Genomic DNA, 18,146 nt, shown 5'->3' on the forward strand with positions numbered 1-18,146 from the left:
TTCCGCCCGTGGACGTCCAGAAGAAGCTCGATGAGATCGCGGCCACCGTGGCGAACGCCCGGTCGATGCCGATGTCGGCCTCCTGCGTGGTGAACCGGGCCGAGCTGCTCGCCCTGCTCGACGAGGTGTCCGCCGCGCTGCCCGAGTCGCTGGCGCAGGCCCAGGAGCTGCTCGGGGACCGCGAGCAGATGGTCCAGCAGGCCCGCACCGAGGCCCAGCGGATCATCGAGTCCGCGCACGCCGAGCGCGGCTCGCTGGTCTCCGACACCCAGATCGCCCGGCAGTCCCAGGACGAGGCCGAGCGCATCCTCGCCGAGGCCCGCCGCGAGGCCGACGAGATCCGCGCCGAGGCCGACGACTACGTCGACAGCAAGCTGGCGAACTTCGAGGTGGTCCTCACCAAGACCATCGGCTCGGTGGACCGGGGCCGCGAGAAGCTGCTCGGCCTCGACCCGTACGCCGGGGACGACGGCCAGGGCTACGCCGAGGACGACCCGGACGCCCCCGAGCGCAGCAGCGACCCCGAGACGCTGCGCCGCCGCGCCGACGAGTACGTGGACGCCAAGATGCGCGCCTTCGAGGCGGTGCTCAGCAAGACCCTGGAGGCGGTCGGCCGGGGCCGGCTCAAGCTGACCGGGCACAACCCCATCGACGACCTGGCCGCGCAGATCGCCGCCGCCGACGCGGCCGAGGGCGGCGGGCTGCGGCAGTCCGACGCCGAGTACCTCGCCGGTCTCGCCGCGCCCGCCGACTCCGGGCAGGCCGACCTCGCGCAGTACGGCTACGAGCCGCAGCAGGCCGTCCCGCAGGCCGTGCCGCAGTCCCCGCAGCAGCAGCCCGCGGCCCAGCAGGAGCCGGCCTACGGCTACCCGCAACAGCCGGAGTACGCCCCGCAGGGCTACGCCGACCAGCAGGCCGGCTACGCGGACCCGTACGCGCAGGCGGTGCCGCAGCAGCTCGCGCCGGGCTACGACCCGCAGGGCGGCCAGGGCTACGACCCCGGCTACCCGCAGCAGGGCTACGACCCGCACACCGGGCAGTCGGTCGACCCGTACGGACAGCCCCTGCCGTACCAGCAGGGCCGTCCCGACCAGCACGGTCAGCAGGGGCAGGTGCCGCAGCCGGCCGCGCTTGACGAGACCAGCTTCTTCGACACTGGGATGATCGACCTCAACCGGCTGCGGGAGCTGGAACAGGGACTGTGAGGCCCGGCGGCCCGCGCGGAGCCGGGCCGATGCTCCCGTTTGGGCGGGGGCGGCGCGTCCAGTATCCTGTCCACTCCAGCCGTGTGAATCGCCGGCGCTTCGGCCTGCCCGCTGCCGGAGGAGTCCCGCAGGGACCTCCCGGGCCCGCGGACGGCCGTACCGATGAAAGCAGGAAGCCCTGAACGCCCGTCTCGACCACCGTGACCCGCTCGTGTTCGACACGCACGAGCTGGGCCGCCGTCCTGGCGCGATGAAGAAGGTCTCCCGCTCGGTGCCGGCCCCCCAGGACCTCGGCGTCGCCGGGGTCGTCGGGGTGCCCGAGGGCGCGGACGTCGCGCTGGACCTCCGCCTGGAGTCGGTGATGGAGGGCGTACTGGTCACCGGTACCGCCCGGGCGCCGGTCGAGGGGGAGTGCGTAAGGTGTCTGGAGCCCGTCGGGTGGCAGCTCGACGCGGACTTCCAGGAGATGTTCTCCTACCCCGACGCCGACACCCGGACCGCCCGCAGGGACGAAGCCGGTGACGACGCCGAGGACGAGGACGACACGCCGCAGCTCGAGGACGACCTGTTCGACCTCGAACCGGTGCTGCGCGACGCCGTGGTGCTCGCGCTGCCCATGCAGCCGGTGTGCCGGGACGACTGCCCGGGTCTGTGCTCCCAGTGCGGGGCGCGGCTCGCGGACGACCCGGACCACCACCACGAGGTCACCGACATCCGGTGGGCGGCCTTGCAGGACCTGAAGGACCAGGACAAGAACGGTGCCGGAGACGGCTCCGACGACGAGCAGGAGAAGTAGCCGTGGCTGTTCCCAAGCGGAAGATGTCGCGCAGCAACACGCGCCACCGCCGTTCGCAGTGGAAGGCTGCGCCCGTGAGCCTGGTGGCGTGCGAGCGCTGCCACGAGCCGAAGCTGCAGCACATCGCGTGCCCGAACTGCGGCACCTACAACCGCCGTCAGGTCCTCGAGGTCTGATCGGCAGGTGACAGGCCCAGTGTCCTCAACGCCCGACGCGGCCGCGTCGCACAAGAAGGCCGGCACGGACAGAGCCTCGTCCCACACGCTCCTGGAAGGGCGGCTCGGGTACACCCTCGAGCCCGCCCTTCTGGTGCGTGCGCTCACCCACCGCTCGTACGCGTACGAGAACGGCGGGCTGCCCACCAACGAGCGGCTGGAGTTCCTCGGGGACTCGGTGCTCGGCCTGGTGGTCACCGACACCCTCTACCGCACCCACCCGGACCTGCCCGAGGGCCAGCTGGCCAAGCTGCGGGCCGCGGTGGTCAACTCGCGGGCCCTGGCCGGGGTCAGCCGCGGGCTCGACCTGGGCGCGTTCATCCGGCTCGGCCGGGGCGAAGAGGGCACGGGCGGACGGGACAAGGCGTCGATCCTCGCCGACACCCTGGAGGCGGTGATCGGGGCGGTCTACCTGGACCAGGGCCTCGACGCGGCCTCCGAGCTGGTGCACCGGCTCTTCGACCCGCTGATCGAGGAGTCCTCCAACCTGGGCGCCGGCCTGGACTGGAAGACGTCCCTGCAGGAGCTGACCGCGACCGAGGGGCTCGGCGTGCCCGAGTACGCGGTCACCGAGTCCGGCCCCGACCACGAGAAGACCTTCAGGGCTGCCGCCTGCGTCGGTGGTGTCGAGTACGGCGCCGGCACCGGCCGCAGCAAGAAGGAAGCGGAGCAGCAGGCCGCCGAGGCGGCCTGGCGCGCCATCCGCAAGGCGTCGGCCGATGCCGCGGGCGACGCGTCGGGCGCGGCGCCGAGCGCGGCGTCGTCCAACGGGACGGGCGCGGCGGCGTCCGGGTCGTCTGCGGCGTCCGGGGCGTCCGGACCGTCCGGACCGTCCGGGGCCTCGTCGGCCACGAAGGCCGCGGGCTGACGCGGTGCCGGAGCTGCCCGAGGTCGAGGTGGTGCGGCGCGGCCTGGCCCGCTGGGCGGCCGGCCGCACCGTCGACGAGGTCGCCGTGCTGCACCCGCGTGCGGTGCGGCGGCACCTCGCCGGCGCGGCGGACTTCGCCGCCGCGCTGCGCGGCGTCACCCTCGGCGAGCCGCGCCGCCGCGGCAAGTACCTGTGGGTGCCGCTGCCCGGCGGCCCGGGGGAGCGCGACGGGGGTGGGGACGCGTACCAGGAGGGTGACGCGCCGCTCGCGCTGGTCGCCCACCTCGGGATGAGCGGCCAGTTCCTGATCCGGCCGCGGGACGCCGCCCCGGAGCCGCACCTGCGGGTGCGGTTCACCTTCCGCGACGACCAGGGCACCGACCTGCGCTTCGTGGACCAGCGGACCTTCGGCGGGGTGTCGCTGAGCGCGTGCGTGCCGGGCGATCCCGACGGACTGCCGGTGCCGCTGCGGCACATCGCACGCGACCCGATCGACCCCGCCTTCGACGACGACGCCTTCCACCGGGCGCTGCGTGCCAAGCGCACCACCATCAAACGCGCCCTGCTGGACCAGTCCCTGGTCAGCGGGGTCGGCAACATCTACGCGGACGAGGCGCTGTGGCGCACCCGGCTGCACTACGAGCGGCCGACCGCCACGCTGACCCGGCCGCGCACCGCCGAACTCCTCAGCCACATCCGCGCGGTGATGGGCGACGCGCTGGCCGCCGGCGGCACCAGCTTCGACAGCCTCTACGTCAACGTCAACGGCCGGTCCGGCTACTTCGACCGGTCGCTGGACGCGTACGGGCGCGAGGGCGAGCCCTGCCGCAGGTGCGGAACGCCGATCAGGCGGCGCGCCTGGATGAACCGCTCCAGCCACTTCTGCCCGCGCTGCCAGCCCGCGCCGCGCGGCACGGGCGCCGCGGCCGCGGCCGTTCAGCGCGCGGCGGCCCCGCGGACCCCGGGCGTCTCGCGCTCCCGCGCCTCGTCGTAGCGCTCGCGCGCGGCCAGCACTTCGGGCATCCGCCCCTCGACGAGTTCGATCAGCGCCAGCAGCCGCCGCGCGGTGTCCGCGCCCAGCGGGCTGAGCCGGTACTCCACGTGCGGCGGGTTCGTCGGCCGGGCGTCCCGCAGCACCAGCCCGTCGCGCTCCAGCGCGTGCAGCGTCTGGGAGAGCATCTTCTCGCTGACCCCGTCCACGCGGCGGCGCAGCTCGTTGAACCGCAGCGCGTCCTCGGCCAGCGCGGACAGCGTGAGCGCGCCCCAGCGCCCGGTGACGTGCCCCAGCGTCTCCCGCGACGGGCATCCCCGCGCGAACACGGAGAACGCGTCGACGGCGTCGACGGCGTTCACAGCGCCCACGGCGTCCGCAGCGCCCACGGCGTCGGACACTCCGGCCGGCTCGGTCATCCTCCCAGCGTACCGTGGCACAGCGCTTTCGAAAGGAAAGCTTCAGCGGCCGGGGCGGCGCTCAGAAGCCGAAGTCCTGGGTCCACCAGGGTCCGTCGGGGCCGTAGTGGACGCCGACGCCCAGCGTGGTGTAGTCGCAGTTCAGGATGTTCGCGCGGTGGCCGGGGCTGTTCATCCAGGCGTCCATCACGGCCTGCGCGTCGGCCTGGCCGCGGGCGATGTTCTCGCCGCCCAGGTCGGTGATGCCCAGCGCCTTGGCGCGGTCCCAGGGGGTCTTGCCGTCGGGGTCGGTGTGGTCGAAGAAGTTCCGCGCGGCCATGTCGTCGCTGAATGCCTGGGCCAGCCCGTCCAGCGCGGAGCCGGCGCTGAGCGGCTTGCAGCCCGCGGTCGCCCGCTGCTGGTTGACCAGCGACAGGATCTGCGCCCGCGCGGCCTGGATCGCGCTCGCCGAGGCGGGCGGCGTGGTCGGCAGCGCGGTCGGCGCCGCCGGGGTCGTCACCACCGGGGTGGTGGGGGCCGCGGTGGTGCGCGTCGGCGTCGGCGCGGGCGCGGCGGTGCGGGTGGCCGTGGGGGCGGGCTTCGCGGGGGTGCGCGCGCCGCCGGGGGCGGTGCTCGCGGGCGCGGTACGGCCGGGGCGGCCGGTCGTCGGCGCGCCGCCGCCGGTGGCGGAGGGGTCGGGCGCGGCCGTGGTGGTGCCGCCGAGCGGCGAGGGGGAGTCGCTGCCGACGCTCGCCGCGTCGGGGCCCCCGGCCTGCGTGCCGGTCGGGTCGCCCTCGGCGTAGTGCAGCGTGTCGCTCAGCTGCGAGGACAGCCCGGTCAGCATCCCGGAGGAGGTGGCGACCGCGCCGACCGCCATCGCGGCCGAGGAGGCGAGCAGCCCGGTGCGTACCGGGTGGTGCCTGCGCGTGCCCCGGTGGCCGCCCGGCGCCTGCGGCGGCGCCGGAGGCACCGCGTGACGGCTGTGACGCCCCATCTCCCGCTCCTCACTCTCACACCGCTGCCGCGTACGGCCCCGGCCCCCGGAACGGCGCCGCGGCGCCGCGGTCATCCGGGTTCATCCGAACGAGTGAACTGTCGTTGCGGGGGACTGTAGCGAATGACGGCCGGCGCGGGGGCCGATGCGTGCGGAAGCGGTCCGGGGAGGGTGGCCGCGGAGGCGATACGTTGCCGTGCATGGCGTACATGAACGACAATGTCCGGCTCACCGCCTGGGTGCGCGGCCGGGTGCAGGGGGTCGGCTTCCGCTGGTGGACCCGTGCGACCGCGCTGGAGATCGGGTCCCTGAGCGGCTACGCGGGGAATCTGGACGACGGCCGGGTGCAGGTCGTCGCCGAGGGCCCGCAGCCGGACTGCGAACGCCTGCTCGACTGGCTGCGGCACGGCGACACGCCCGGGCGCGTCGACGGCGTGACCGAGATCTGGGGGGTGCCGCGGGGCGGCTATCCCGGATTCGAGATCCGGTGAGCACAGACTGTTGCCATATGACGGATGCCGTGTCAGGCTGCCCCCATCGAGAATGATCTCGGTGCCCGACCGGGTGGCCCACGGCAGCGTTCAGCGCCGTGCTTTCTGAGGCGGACCCGACGCCTGGGCTGTGATCGTGTTGACCGTCCCCCCATTTGGTGAGACGCTGGAAGCCCCGCGCATCGTGACTCTCACAGATGTCGCGTAGCGGTCACGGCCACCCTGAAACCGTGCGCGCGGGAGCCTAACCCCTCACCCACGACCCACCAACGCTTCGGTCGGTCACTCAGCGTGGAGGACCATCCATCATGGCAAAGGCGCTTCTCGGTTACGTCGGCGGTCCCGACCCGCGACTCCTCGCCGAGATGCGAAGGCTGCAGCAGCGCGTTCAGGACCTGGAATCCGAGCTCCTCCGGATGCAGGCCGAGAACGACGCGCTGACTGTCGCGTCGCGCGAGGACTCGCTGCTCGACGGCATCGACGTTGCTCACGCGGAGCCTGTCCTGGCCTGATCCGGCGTTCCGCCGGTCGGGTGTCCCGGACACCGCCTGAGAGCTGCAGTACGCGAATCTGCGGCATCCACAAGGGACGCTTCGGCGTCCCTTCGTCGTGTCGTCTCGCCGTGTCGTCGCCCTGTCGGCCTCCCCCCGTCGCCCTCCCCTCGACGCCCTGCCCCGCTCCTTAACGTCTGATGTGCCCTGCACGTTCATCAGTGAAACCGGGAACGGCGGGCGGAGACGGGTAGAGTCGACCGGCGTGCATCTGAAAAGCCTCACGCTGCGCGGGTTCAAGTCGTTCGCCTCGGCGACGACCCTGCGCTTCGAGCCCGGGATCACCTGCGTCGTCGGCCCCAACGGGTCCGGCAAGTCCAACGTGGTGGACGCGCTGTCCTGGGTCATGGGCGAGCAGGGCGCCAAGTCGCTGCGCGGCGGCAAGATGGAGGACGTCATCTTCGCCGGCACCACCGGCCGCCCGCCGCTGGGCCGCGCCGAGGTGTCGCTGACCATCGACAACAGCGACGGCGTGCTGCCCATCGAGTACGCCGAGGTGACGATCACCCGGATCATGTTCCGCAACGGCGGCAGCGAGTACCAGATCAACGGCGACACCTGCCGGCTGCTGGACATCCAGGAACTGCTCTCCGACTCCGGCATCGGCCGCGAGATGCACGTCATCGTCGGCCAGGGCCAGTTGGACTCCGTGCTGCACGCCGACCCGATGGGCCGCCGGGCCTTCATCGAGGAGGCGGCCGGGGTGCTCAAGCACCGCAAGCGCAAGGAGAAGGCGCTGCGGAAGCTGGACGCCATGCAGGCCAACCTCGCCCGGGTGACCGACCTCACCGGCGAGCTGCGCCGCCAGCTCAAGCCGCTCGGCCGGCAGGCCCAGGTCGCCCGCCGCGCCGCGGTCATCCAGGCCGACCTGCGCGACGCCCGGCTGCGGCTGCTCGCCGACGACCTGGTCACCTTGCGCGAGGCGCTCCGCGCCGAGATCGCCGACGAGGCCGCGCTGAAGGAGCGCCGCGACGTGGTCCAGGCGCAGCTGGCCGAGTCGCTGCGCCGCGAGGCCGTACTGGAGGAGCAGGTCCGGGCGCTGACCCCGCGGCTGAACCGCGCCCAGTCCACCTGGTACGAGCTGTCCCAGCTGGCCGAGCGGGTGCGCGGCACCGTCGGCCTGGCCGAGCAGCGGCACCGGCACGCCACCGCGCAGCCCGCCGACGAGCGGCGCGGCCGCGACCCGGAGGACATGGAGCGCGAGGCCGCCAGGATCCGCGAGCAGGAGGCGGAGCTGGCCGAGGCGCTTGAGGCCGCCCAGCGCGCCCTGGACGACACCGTCGGGCACCGCGCCGAACTGGAGCGTCGGCTCGCCGAGGAGGAGAACCGGCTCAAGGCCGCCGCCCGCGCCATCGCCGACCGCCGCGAGGGCCTGGCCAGGCTCGGCGGCCAGGTCAACGCCGCCCGCTCCAAGGCCACCGCCGCCGAGGCCGAGATCGGCCGGCTCGCCGCCGCCCGCGACGAGGCCCGTGAGCGCGCCGAGTCCGCGCAGGCCGACTACGAGGAGCTGCGCGCCCAGGTCGAGGGACTGGACGCGGACGACTCCGAGCTGGAGGCGCTGTACGAGGCCGCGCGCGCCGAGCAGGCCGCCGCCGACGAGGCGTTCACCGCCGCCCGCGAGGCCGCCACCGCGGCCGAGCGCCGCCGCGCCGCCGTCGCCGCCCGCCGCGACGCCCTCGCGCCGTCGCTGCGCCGCAAGGACGGCACCGGCGCCCTGCTGGCCAGCGGCACCGGCTTCGCCGGCGACGGCGAGGGCAGCCCGGCGCTGTCCGGTGTGCTGGGTTCGGCCGCCACGCTGCTGCGGGTCGCGCCCGGCTACGAGGTGCCGGTGGCCGCGGCGCTCGGCGCCGCCGCGGACGCCGTCGCCGTCTCCGGGCCGGCTGCCGCCGCCGACGCGCTGCGGCTGCTGCGCAAGGACGACGTCGGCCGCGCCGCGCTGCTCCTGGCCGGCGCGCCCGAGCCCGAGCCGTACCCGGAAGGCCCCGCGCCGCCCGGCGCCCGCTGGGCCGCCGACCTGGTGACCGCGGACGGCGACCTGCGGGCCGCGGTCCGGCGGCTGCTGCGCGCGGTGGCCGTGGTGGACGCGCTGGAGGACGCCGAGGCGCTGGTCACCGCGCGCCCCGAGCTGACCGCCGTCACCGCCGAGGGCGACGTGCTGGCCGCGCACACCGCGGTCGGCGGCAGCGCCAAGGCGCCCAGCGTCCTGGAGATCCAGGCACAGGTCGACGAGGCCGAGGCCGAGCTGGAGCGGCTGGAGGCGCAGTGCGCGGAGCTGGCCGCCGAGCAGCAGCGCGCCAAGGAACGCAGGGCCGCCGCGGCCGGCACGGTCGACGAGACCGGCCGGCGGCGCAGGGCGGCGGAGAAGGAGAAGGCGTCGGTCGCCCAGCAGCTGGGCCGGTACGGCGGGCAGGCGCGCGCCGCGGCCGGCGAGGCGGACCGCGCGGCGGCCGCGGTGGTCCGCGCCGAGGAGTCGCTCGCCGCGGCCCGCGAGGAGCTGGAGGAGCTGTCGTACCGGCTCGGCGAGGCCCAGCAGGAGCCGGGCGAGGAGGAGCCGGACACCCACCTGCGCGACCGGCTCGCCGCCGACGGCGCCAACGCGCGGCAGACCGAGATGGAGGCCAGGCTCCAGGTCCGCACCCACGAGGAGCGGGTCAAGGGTTTGGCCGGGCGGGCCGACGGCCTGGACCGGGCGGCCCGCGCCGAGCGCGAGAGCAGGGCGCGCGCCGAGCGCCGCAGGGCCCGGCTGGCCCACGAGGCGTCGGTGGCCGCGGCCGTCGTGGCCGGCGCCCGCACCCTGCTGGACTGCGTGCAGGTGTCGCTGGCCCGCGCCGAGGCGGAGCGGGAGCAGGCCGAGCGCGCCCGCGCGGAGCGGGAGGCCGAACTGGGCGCCGAGCGCCGCCGCGGCCGGGAGCTGAAGTCCGACCTGGACCGGCTCACCGGCGACGTGCACAAGGGCGAGGTGCTCGGCGCGGAGAAGCGGCTGCGGATCGAGCAGCTGGAGGCCAAGGCGCTGGAGGAGCACGGCATGGAGCGGCCGGCCTGGTCGCCGAGTACGGCCCCGACCAGATGGTGCCGCCCTCGCCGCCGGCCGAGGGCGAGGTGCTCCCCGAGGACCCGCAGGACCCGCGCAACCAGCAGCGCCCCTACGTGCGCGCCGAGCAGGAGAAGCGGCTGAAGGCGGCGGAGAAGGCGTACGCCCAGCTGGGCAAGGTCAACCCGCTGGCGCTGGAGGAGTTCGCGGCCCTGGAGGAGCGGCACAAGTTCCTCACCGAGCAGCTGGAGGACCTGCGCAAGACCCGCGCCGACCTGCTCCAGGTGGTCAAGGACGTGGACGAGCGGGTGGAGCAGGTGTTCACCGCCGCCTTCCACGACACCGCGCGCGAGTTCGAAGGCGTCTTCTCCCGTCTTTTCCCAGGTGGCGAGGGTCGGCTGCTGCTCACCGACCCCGACAACATGCTCACTACAGGTGTCGAGGTTGAGGCACGGCCGCCCGGGAAGAAGGTCAAGCGGTTGTCGCTCCTGTCGGGAGGCGAGCGCTCGCTGACCGCGGTGGCGATGCTGGTGTCGATCTTCAAGGCACGGCCCAGCCCGTTCTATGTGATGGACGAGGTCGAGGCCGCGCTGGACGACACCAACCTGCAGAGACTGATCCGGATCATGGAGGAACTCCAGGAGAGCTCGCAGCTGATCGTCATCACCCACCAGAAGCGCACGATGGAGGTCGCCGATGCCCTGTACGGCGTATCCATGCAGGGCGACGGTGTGTCCAAGGTGATCAGCCAGCGGCTGCGGGACGGCAGGCGAAAGAGCGCCTGAGCCCTCTCGCGGGCGACGCGGTTCGAGTGGTGCCCCGGTTGCGGGCGGCCGAGACTGTGGTGATCGGGACCCTCACGGGAGGGTTCCGGCCGTCACTGCCTGCCGCCGACGCCCGGGGAGCATCTGAGGAGCGCCTCCGCACAGCCCGAGGAGACCACCTTGACCAGCACCGCACGAGGAACCGGGACAGCGCAGCCAGCGCCGATCCCGAGCACCTCGGCCACGTCGTGTTCATCACCGCCGCCGCGGCCATGGGCGGCTTCCTCTTCGGCTACGACAGCTCGGTCATCAACGGCGCCGTCGAGGCCATCCGGGACCGGTACCACATCGGCTCCGCGGCCCTGGCCCAGGTGGTGGCGATCGCCCTGATCGGCTGCGCCATCGGCGCCGCCACCGCCGGCCGGATCGCCGACCGCATCGGCCGCATCCGCTGCATGCAGATCGCCTCGGTGCTGTTCACCGTCAGCGCCATCGGCTCGGCGCTGCCGTTCGCCCTGTGGGAGCTGGCGTTCTGGCGGATCGTCGGCGGCTTCGCCATCGGCATGGCCTCGGTCATCGGCCCCGCCTACATCGCCGAGGTCGCCCCGCCCGCCTACCGCGGCCGGCTCGCGTCCTTCCAGCAGGCCGCGATCGTGCTCGGCATCGCCGTCTCCCAGCTGGTCAACTGGGGCATCCTCAACGCCGCGAACGGCGACCAGCGCGGCAGCCTGATCGGCGTCGAGGCCTGGCAGGTCATGCTCGGCGTGATGGTGATCCCCGCGGTGATCTACGGGCTGCTGTCCTTCGCCATCCCCGAGTCGCCGCGCTTCCTGCTCACCGTGGGCCGCGAACGCGCCGCCCGCGAGGTGCTCGCCGACGTCGAGGGCGCCGACGCCGACCTGGACGCGCGGGTGGACGAGATCCGCACCGCGATGCACCGCGAGCACAAGGCCAGCTTCAGCGATCTGCTCGGCGGCCGGTTCGGCTTCCTGCCGATCGTCTGGATCGGCATCGGCCTGTCCGCGTTCCAGCAGCTGGTCGGCATCAACGTGGCCTTCTACTACTCCTCCACGCTCTGGCAGTCGGTCGGCATCAACCCCAGCAGCTCATTCTTCTACTCCTTCACCACCTCGATCGTGAACATCATCGGCACGGTCATCGCGATGATCTTCGTGGACCGGATCGGCCGCCGGCCGCTGGCGCTGGTCGGCTCGGCCGGCATGGCGATCGCGCTGGCCCTGGAGGCGTGGGCGTTCTCCTCCCGGAACGGCGACACGCTGCCCAACACCCAGGGCACCGTCGCCCTGATCGCCGCGCACTGCTTCGTGCTGTTCTTCGCGCTGTCGTGGGGCGTCGTGGTCTGGGTCTTCCTCGGCGAGATGTTCCCGAACAAGATCCGCGCCGCCGCGCTGGGCGTCGCCGCGGCCGCCCAGTGGATCGCCAACTGGGCGATCACCGCCAGCTTCCCGAGCCTGTCGGACTGGAACCTGTCGGCCACCTATGTCATCTACTGCTGCTTCGCGGTGCTCTCCATCCCCTTCGTGCTGCTCTTCGTCCGCGAGACCAAGGGCAAGACGCTGGAGGAGATGGGCTGACCGGGCACCGCCCGCGCCGAGCGGTCCCGCTGCCCGGCGCAGGCGGCCGCGGTGGATTCGATCAGGGCCAGGGACAGCTCCGGGGAAGGGCTGCGGTGATGAGGAGGTCGTGGGTGAGCCGGGCGAGGGCCACTGCGGCCGGGTCGGTCTGGTGGATGCCGGTGTGGTGCGTGGCGAAATGCAGGATCGGATTCTCGCCGTCGTACGTCATGACACGCAGCGCCCCATCGGTCGCGGCCGGGTGCGGGGTGGCGGTCAGCGGCAGCACGTGCAGGGTGATGCGCCGGCGCCGTACCAGGGCTGCCAGGTGCTGCAACTGCTCGGCCATCACCGCGGGTCCGCCGAGCGGGCGGTGCAGCGCCGCCTCGCCGAGTACCGCGGTGTAGCGCGGGCCGCGCGGGTCCAGCAAGACCGGGGTGCGCGACAGCCGCGCCTCCCAGCGGTGGCGGGCGGGGCGAGCCGTCCGGGCGTGGGTGCGGAGCGGGCAGCCTCGATGTTGCGCTCGAAAAAGCCGCAGGAGTCGAGGAGTTCGTCCACCACCGTGGCCAACTCGTCGGGCAGTCGTCGCTCGCCCTGCTCGATCCTCGCCAGGAACGACATCTCGATGTGCAGTTTCGCCGCCAGTTCCACGAGGCTCAGCCCGGCCCGCTCCCGGTAGTACCTCAATTCCGCGCCGTACAGCGCCCGCGCGGACAACGTCGTGTCCGCCCTCAGGCGTTCACCAGGAGGCTGCCGATCCGCATCGGCCTCCCGAGCCTCCGTGTCCGAGCCACCGGCGCTTAGGCTGGCGGCGGGGCGAGGCCCGGGCCCGACCGGCGAGGAGGCAACTGTGGGCAGCGGCGAGTGGGTGCACACGTCGGCGTCGTACGTGGGGGCGCGTGCGGCGGGGGAGCAGGACGCGTGGGGCGCGCAGGCCGCAGCGCGGGGGCGGGCCGGAACGCAGCGCATCATCAGGGCCGGGGAGACGGCGGCTCCCGCGGAAGTGGCGGCGCTGCTCGGCCTGGTGGCGGGCGACGCCGTGGTAGAGCGGTCCCGGCTGATCCTGCTGGACGGCGAGCCCACCGAAGTGACGACCACCTACTACCCCGTCGGCATCGCGCGAGGCACTCCGCTTGAGCGCGCCGCGAAGATCCGCGGCGGCTCCGTCACCCTGCTCGCCGAGCTCGGTCACCGGGCCCGCACGGTACGCGAGGACGTCCGCGCCCGGTTCTCGACGCCCGCGGAGCAGCAGACCCTCGGCCTTCCCGGACCCGAACCCGTCCTCGAACTGGTCCGTGTCAGTCTCGACGCCGAGGGCGCTCCCTTCCAAGTCGACGTCTCGGCATTCCGCGCCGGCGGGCAACGGCTCCACTACGAGATGCGGGTGCACTGACGTGCCCGGGACGGAAGACCGGATGTTCGACCGTCGGCCGCTTCACGAACGTATCGCTGCCGACCTCCGCGACGAGATCATGTCCGGCGACCTTGCTCCCGGCAGCAGCCTCCCCTCCACGCAGCAGCTCAAGAACCGGTTCGACGCGGCGAGCGCCACGGTCCAGAAGGCTCTGCAGCTGTTGAAGAGCGAGCAGTTGGTGGTCGGGAGGGCGGGGTCCGCCGTCACGGTGCGTCCGCACCGGCAGGAGACGGTGCGACCGGCCGCCTTCTCCCAGCCGGTCGCGCCGGGCGGCCCGTCCCCGTTGGTCGCCGAGGCTGTTGCACGCGGCAGGAGCGCGGTCGTCCGCCTGCTGGAAGTGGGTGAGGTGCGCCCGCCTGCGGACGTGGCGGCGGCCCTGCGACTGCACGGCGATGACACGGCCGTGATGCGCCACCAACTGCTGCTGCACGACGGCGAGCCGGTCGAACTCGGCTATCCGCCGCGCCGCACCGTCGACCTGGTGTCGGCGCGCGTCCCCACCCAGGAGCAGTACGAAGCGCTGCGGCTGCCCGGCAATCTGCCCGTGCTGCGTACCCTGCGAGTGGTGCACAGCGACGACGACCTCCCCGTCGAGGCCACCGTCATGGCGAAGGCCGGCCACCTGCACGAGCTGCGGTACGACTTCACCTGACAGCGGCCGGCGGGCGCGTGGCACGATGCGCATCGCCTCCGGACGGCCCGATCCGAGGCTCGGGCACCGGATGGGACGGCGGCGGCCCGGAAGTAGGGATACTGGGGGGGTTATGGAAATCGTGATCCTTGCCGTCGTCATCGCCCTGGTCGTGATCCTCGGGCCGGCGGGCTGGTGATCGGCAGCCGCCGCAGGAAGCACCGGCCGCTGCCGCCCGCCCCGCCGAGCGCTCCGGACGTCACCGCACCTCCCGCCGAGCCGCAGGTCGGCGAGGAGGCCGAGACCCCGCGGGAGGAGTCCCGCAGGACCCTGGAGGACGTCCCGCTGCCCGCGGCCGGCGCCACCGCCGCACCCGAGGCCGCCGAGGAGGTGCCGTTCCCCGAAGCGGCGCCGATCGAGCAGCCCGAGCCGTCCGCGGGCCGCCTGGTCCGGCTGCGCTCGCGGCTGTCGCGCTCGCAGAACTCCCTCGGCAAGGGCCTGCTCACCCTGCTGTCCCGGGAGCGGCTCGACGAGGAGACCTGGGAAGAGGTCGAGGACACCCTCATCACCGCGGACGTCGGCGTCGCCCCCACCCAGGAGCTGGTGGACCGGCTGCGCACCCGCGTCAAGGTGCTCGGCACCCGCACCCCCGACGAGCTGCGGGCGCTGCTGCGCGAGGAGCTGGTCGCCCTGGTCGACCCGTCGCTGGACCGCACCCTGCACACCGAGGGCCGCGAGGACGCCCCGGCCGTGCTGCTGGTCGTCGGCGTCAACGGCACCGGCAAGACCACCACCACCGGCAAGCTCGCCCGCGTCCTGGTGGCCGACGGCCGCAGCGTGGTGCTGGGCGCCGCCGACACCTTCCGCGCCGCCGCCGCCGACCAGCTCCAGACCTGGGGCGAGCGGGTCGGCGCACGCACCGTGCGCGGCCCCGAGGGCGGCGACCCGGCCTCGGTGGCGTTCGACGCGGTCAAGGAGGGCGTCGCCGCGGGCGCGGACACCGTGCTCATCGACACCGCGGGGCGGCTGCACACCAAGACCGGCCTGATGGACGAGCTGGGCAAGGTCAAGCGGGTGGTGGAGAAGCACGGCCCGGTCGACGAGGTGCTGCTGGTGCTCGACGCCACCACCGGGCAGAACGGCCTGGTGCAGGCGCGAGTGTTCGCCGAGGTGGTCGACATCACCGGCATCGTGCTCACCAAGCTCGACGGCACCGCCAAGGGCGGCATCGTCGTCGCCGTCCAGCGCGAACTGGGCGTGCCAGTCAAGCTCGTCGGGCTCGGCGAGGGCGCGGACGACCTCGCGCCGTTCGAGCCGGAGGCGTTCGTGGACGCGCTGATCGGCGAGTAGCGCCAGCGGTACGAGGTGATCGGTAAGGGGCGCCCACCCACGGTGGGCGCCCCTTACGTATACCGGTCAGCGGTCAGCCGTCAGCCCGGCGTGGGCCGCTCCGCAAGTCCGCCCTCAGCCCCGCGTGGGCTGGTCCGCCGTAAGCCGTAAGCCGTAAGCCGTAAGCCGTCCGCCGCGGCCCCGCCCGGCCCGCTCACGCATGGACCCGCGCCCGATGGCACACGTACGCCAGCGTCCCCAGCAGCAGCCGCGCCTCCGGCGGCGCCTGCGCCGCGCCGCGCGGCCCCGGCCGCGGCTCGCGCAGCCACCGGACCGGACCGAGCCCGCCCAGGTCGGAGGGGGGAGCGGTCACGTGGTCGCCCGGCCCCAGGCAGCGCAGGTCCAGCTCGGCGTCGTCCCAGCCCATGCGGTACAGCAATTGCGGCATCTGACGGGCGGCGCCCGGCGCGACGAAGAACTGCGCCCGGCCGGCCGGCGTCAGCAGCACCGGCCCGACGTGCAGCCCCATCCGCTCCAGCCGGGCCAGCGCCCGGCGCCCCGGCTCCCGCGCCACGTCGATCACGTCGAAGGCGCGCCCGGCCGGCAGCAGCACCGCCGCCCCCGGCACCCGCGACCACGCCCGCGCGGCCTCCTCGCCGCAGGCCCCCGCGGGGACCTCCCCGGCGAAGGCCAGCGGATGCGCCCCCGGCCGCGCGCAGGCCGCGTCGCCGCACGAGCAGGCGCCGCCGCCGCGGGTGGCGCGCGCACCCGGCGCCACCGCCCAGCCGAACCGTCCGGTGTACTCCGCGACAGCCGCGACGGCCGCACCCGCCCGCGTCTGCCGCATGCTGCCGATCGTGAACACCATGTCACCTCCAACGGATCGCCGCCGCCGATGGTTACGCACGCCCCTGGCCTCGTTCATCGGGCATGTGTCAAGTGAATCGCCTGTCGCGACACCGGAGTTCATCCGTGGGGGTGGCGAATGGTGGCGATTCTGCAATTGCAGTCGCCCAGTGGTGACCGGGGGACTACTTTGAGTCGACGGGTCCCGGCGTGGGACGCGTGCCTCGTCGGTTATGCCGCAGGCACCGGCGTATCGCACACGTGATCGGCACACCTGCACGGCACGCACACAACGCACACGCGGTGCGCACGGACGCCGCGCACCGCCCCCGCGGTGCGCGTCCGGTGACGATCCGGTGGCACGCGCCGCGCGACCCGACCGCCCCTGGTAGGCAAGGGGCCGACGACACAAGCGGGATGGGGGCTCGACCGTGGGCGGGACAGCCGAGAAGCAGCCCAACGCACGACTGACCTCGTGGTTCGTGCGCAGCGGCTGGTCCAAGGGCGAGCTGGCCCGCCAGGTCAACCGCAGAGCGCGCCAGCTGGGCGCCCACCACGTCAGCACCGACACCTCGCGGGTGCGCCGCTGGCTGGACGGCGAGCAGCCGCGCGAGCCGATCCCGCGCATCCTGTCCGAGCTGTTCTCCGAGCGCTTCGGCTGCGTCGTCCCGGTGGAGGACCTCGGGCTGCGCTCGGCCCACCAGCCGCCCGCCGGCGGCGACATCGACCTGCCCTGGGCCGGGCCGCAGACCGTCCAGCTGATCAGCGAGTTCTCCCGCAGCGACCTGATGCTCGGCCGCCGCGGTTTCCTCGGCACCTCCCTCGCGCTGTCGGCGGGACCCGCGCTGCTCGAACCCATGCAGCGCTGGCTGGTGCCCACCGCGCAGGGCCCGGCCGGCGTGCTCGGCGCGCCCAAGGACGGGCCGGGCCGCCCCTCGCGGCTCTCCGAGCAGGAGCTGGAGCTGCTGGAGGCCACCACCGCGATGTTCCGCGAGTGGGACAACCAGTGCGGCGGCGGGCTGCGCCGCAAGGCCGTCGTCGGCCAGCTGCACGAGGTCACCGACCTGCTGCAGGAGCAGCACCCCGAGCCGGTGGCGCGCCGGCTGTACCGGATCACCGCCGACCTGGCCGCGCTCGCCGGCTGGATGAGCTACGACGTGGGACTGCACCCCACCGCCCAGAAGTACCTGGTGCTGGCCCTGCACGCGGCCAAGGAGGCCGGCGACCGGCCGCTGGGCGCGTTCATCCTGTCCTCGATGAGCCGGCAGATGATCCACCTGGACCGGCCGGACGACGCGCTGGAGCTGATCCACCTCGCGCAGTACGGCAGCCGCGACACCGCGGGCGCCACCACCCAGGCCATGCTGCACTCCCTGGAGGCAAGGGCGTACGCCAACCTCGGCCAGGTCAACAAGTGCCACCGCGCGGTCAGGATGGCCGAGGACACCTTCGCCGACGCCCAACCCGACCAGGACCCCGCCTGGATCAGCTTCTTCACCGAGGCCGAACTGCACGCGGAGAACGCCCACTCCTACCGCGACCTGGCTTATGTCGCCGGCCGCAGCCCCACCTACGCCTCGCTGGCCCGCCCCGAGATGCAGAAGGCCGTCGACGGCTTCCGCGACGACCGGGTGCACCAGCGGGCGTACGCCCTGAACCTGGTCGGCATGGGCACCGTGCACCTGCTGATGCGCGAGCCCGAACAGGCCGCGCACTGCACCGACCACGCGATCAGCGTCGCCAAGCGGATCCGCTCCGAGCGCGTCAACACCCGTATCCGCAAGACCGCGCAGACCGCCGTGCGGGACTTCGGCGAGGTGCCGGAGGTGGCCCGGCTCGCCGAGCGCCTCGCGGTGGAACTCCCCGAGGTCGCCGAGTCCGCGTGAGCCCCCGGGTGACCCCACACGTCACCCGGGATCACCCGTATACATCCCTCACCACACCGCCGGGACGGTTCATCCCGGCGTAACACGCGCGACTTCTTCGTCACGGCCGCGAAACACCGGGCAGCATCGGCGGAAACCCGGCTGAGCCAACCTCATGGCGAA

15 protein-coding genes and 3 pseudogenes are annotated in these 18,146 nt (G+C 73.7%); 13 read left to right on the forward strand and 5 right to left on the reverse strand.

From position 1 onward, the window contains the following. Positions 1-8: 8 nt before the first annotated feature. The 5 genes from VSR01_RS29555 to mutM all read left to right on the forward strand — a co-directional run bounded on the left by VSR01_RS29555 (position 9) and on the right by mutM (position 4,078). Positions 9-1,205, forward strand: a complete 1,197-nt coding sequence (locus VSR01_RS29555; RefSeq protein ID WP_326452104.1) for a cell division initiation protein — start codon at positions 9-11, stop codon at positions 1,203-1,205. A 211-nt stretch (positions 1,206-1,416) separates the two neighbouring features. Further along, positions 1,417-2,001, forward strand: a complete 585-nt coding sequence (locus tag VSR01_RS29560; protein ID WP_326452105.1) for a YceD family protein — start codon at positions 1,417-1,419, stop codon at positions 1,999-2,001. Positions 2,002-2,003: 2 nt separating this feature from the next. Continuing rightward, entirely contained in the window at positions 2,004-2,177 is a 174-nt protein-coding gene (rpmF, locus tag VSR01_RS29565; RefSeq protein ID WP_326452106.1) for a 50S ribosomal protein L32, read from the forward strand. Positions 2,178-2,196: 19 nt separating this feature from the next. Then, positions 2,197-3,084, forward strand: a complete 888-nt coding sequence (rnc, locus tag VSR01_RS29570; RefSeq protein ID WP_326453885.1) for a ribonuclease III — start codon at positions 2,197-2,199, stop codon at positions 3,082-3,084. Positions 3,085-3,088: 4 nt separating this feature from the next. Beyond that, positions 3,089-4,078 (forward strand): bifunctional DNA-formamidopyrimidine glycosylase/DNA-(apurinic or apyrimidinic site) lyase, encoded by a 990-nt coding sequence (mutM, locus tag VSR01_RS29575; RefSeq protein ID WP_326452107.1) that lies wholly within the window; start codon positions 3,089-3,091, stop codon positions 4,076-4,078. On the opposite strand, the gene VSR01_RS29580 is transcribed toward mutM, so the two are convergent. Together VSR01_RS29580 and VSR01_RS29585 are read right to left on the reverse strand one after the other, a co-directional pair. Beyond that, positions 4,021-4,494, reverse strand: a complete 474-nt coding sequence (locus VSR01_RS29580; RefSeq protein ID WP_326452108.1) for a winged helix-turn-helix transcriptional regulator — start codon at positions 4,492-4,494, stop codon at positions 4,021-4,023. The genes mutM and VSR01_RS29580 overlap by 58 nt on opposite strands. 61 nt (positions 4,495-4,555) lie before the next feature. After that, a complete protein-coding gene (locus VSR01_RS29585; RefSeq protein ID WP_326452109.1) occupies positions 4,556-5,467 on the reverse strand; it encodes a CAP domain-containing protein in 912 nt (303 codons plus the stop codon). A gap of 209 nt (positions 5,468-5,676) precedes the next feature. Between VSR01_RS29585 and VSR01_RS29590 the strand changes: the two genes are divergently transcribed. The 4 genes and pseudogenes from VSR01_RS29590 (at position 5,677) to VSR01_RS29605 (ending at position 11,899) form a co-directional block, all read left to right on the forward strand. After that, positions 5,677-5,958: an acylphosphatase gene (locus tag VSR01_RS29590; RefSeq protein ID WP_326453886.1), complete on the forward strand. Its 282-nt coding sequence runs from the start codon at positions 5,677-5,679 to the stop codon at positions 5,956-5,958. 308 nt (positions 5,959-6,266) lie between these two features. After that, positions 6,267-6,470: a hypothetical protein gene (locus VSR01_RS29595; RefSeq protein ID WP_326452110.1), complete on the forward strand. Its 204-nt coding sequence runs from the start codon at positions 6,267-6,269 to the stop codon at positions 6,468-6,470. 244 nt (positions 6,471-6,714) lie between these two features. After that, positions 6,715-10,325 (forward strand): annotated as a pseudogene (gene smc / locus VSR01_RS29600) (chromosome segregation protein SMC). 227 nt (positions 10,326-10,552) lie between these two features. Continuing rightward, on the forward strand, positions 10,553-11,899 hold the full coding sequence (locus VSR01_RS29605) for a sugar porter family MFS transporter (RefSeq protein ID WP_326452111.1): 1,347 nt from the start codon (positions 10,553-10,555) through the stop codon (positions 11,897-11,899). Between the two features lie 61 nt (positions 11,900-11,960). Here the strand turns inward: VSR01_RS29605 and VSR01_RS29610 are convergent, their stop codons facing one another. Continuing rightward, complete coding sequence (locus VSR01_RS29610; protein WP_442785721.1) at positions 11,961-12,566, reverse strand: DUF5753 domain-containing protein; 606 nt, start codon at positions 12,564-12,566, stop codon at positions 11,961-11,963. Further along, positions 12,467-12,847, reverse strand: a pseudogene (locus VSR01_RS38020) (helix-turn-helix domain-containing protein); the annotation flags it as partial. The gene VSR01_RS29610 and the pseudogene VSR01_RS38020, both read right to left, overlap by 100 nt. On the opposite strand from VSR01_RS38020, the gene VSR01_RS29620 reads away from it, so the two are divergent. The 3 genes and pseudogenes from VSR01_RS29620 (at position 12,729) to ftsY (ending at position 15,273) form a co-directional block, all read left to right on the forward strand. Next, positions 12,729-13,271, forward strand: a complete 543-nt coding sequence (locus VSR01_RS29620) for a GntR family transcriptional regulator (protein ID WP_326452113.1) — start codon at positions 12,729-12,731, stop codon at positions 13,269-13,271. The pseudogene VSR01_RS38020 and the gene VSR01_RS29620 sit on opposite strands and share 119 nt — an antisense overlap. 22 nt (positions 13,272-13,293) lie before the next feature. Then, positions 13,294-13,944 (forward strand): GntR family transcriptional regulator, encoded by a 651-nt coding sequence (locus VSR01_RS29625; RefSeq protein ID WP_326452114.1) that lies wholly within the window; start codon positions 13,294-13,296, stop codon positions 13,942-13,944. 112 nt (positions 13,945-14,056) lie between these two features. Next, positions 14,057-15,273: pseudogene (gene ftsY, locus VSR01_RS29630) on the forward strand (signal recognition particle-docking protein FtsY). 193 nt (positions 15,274-15,466) lie between these two features. On the opposite strand, the gene VSR01_RS29635 reads toward ftsY, so the two are convergent. Beyond that, the gene (locus tag VSR01_RS29635; RefSeq protein ID WP_326452115.1) at positions 15,467-16,120 is read right to left on the reverse strand and encodes a bifunctional DNA primase/polymerase; all 654 of its coding nucleotides are present in this window, start codon (positions 16,118-16,120) and stop codon (positions 15,467-15,469) included. 409 nt (positions 16,121-16,529) lie between these two features. Between VSR01_RS29635 and nsdA the strand changes: the two genes are divergently transcribed. After that, positions 16,530-17,984 (forward strand): transcriptional repressor NsdA, encoded by a 1,455-nt coding sequence (gene nsdA, locus VSR01_RS29640; protein ID WP_326452116.1) that lies wholly within the window; start codon positions 16,530-16,532, stop codon positions 17,982-17,984. Positions 17,985-18,146: the final 162 nt, after the last annotated feature.

The organism is Actinacidiphila sp. DG2A-62 (assembly GCF_035825295.1).
Lineage (GTDB): Bacteria > Actinomycetota > Actinomycetes > Streptomycetales > Streptomycetaceae > Actinacidiphila.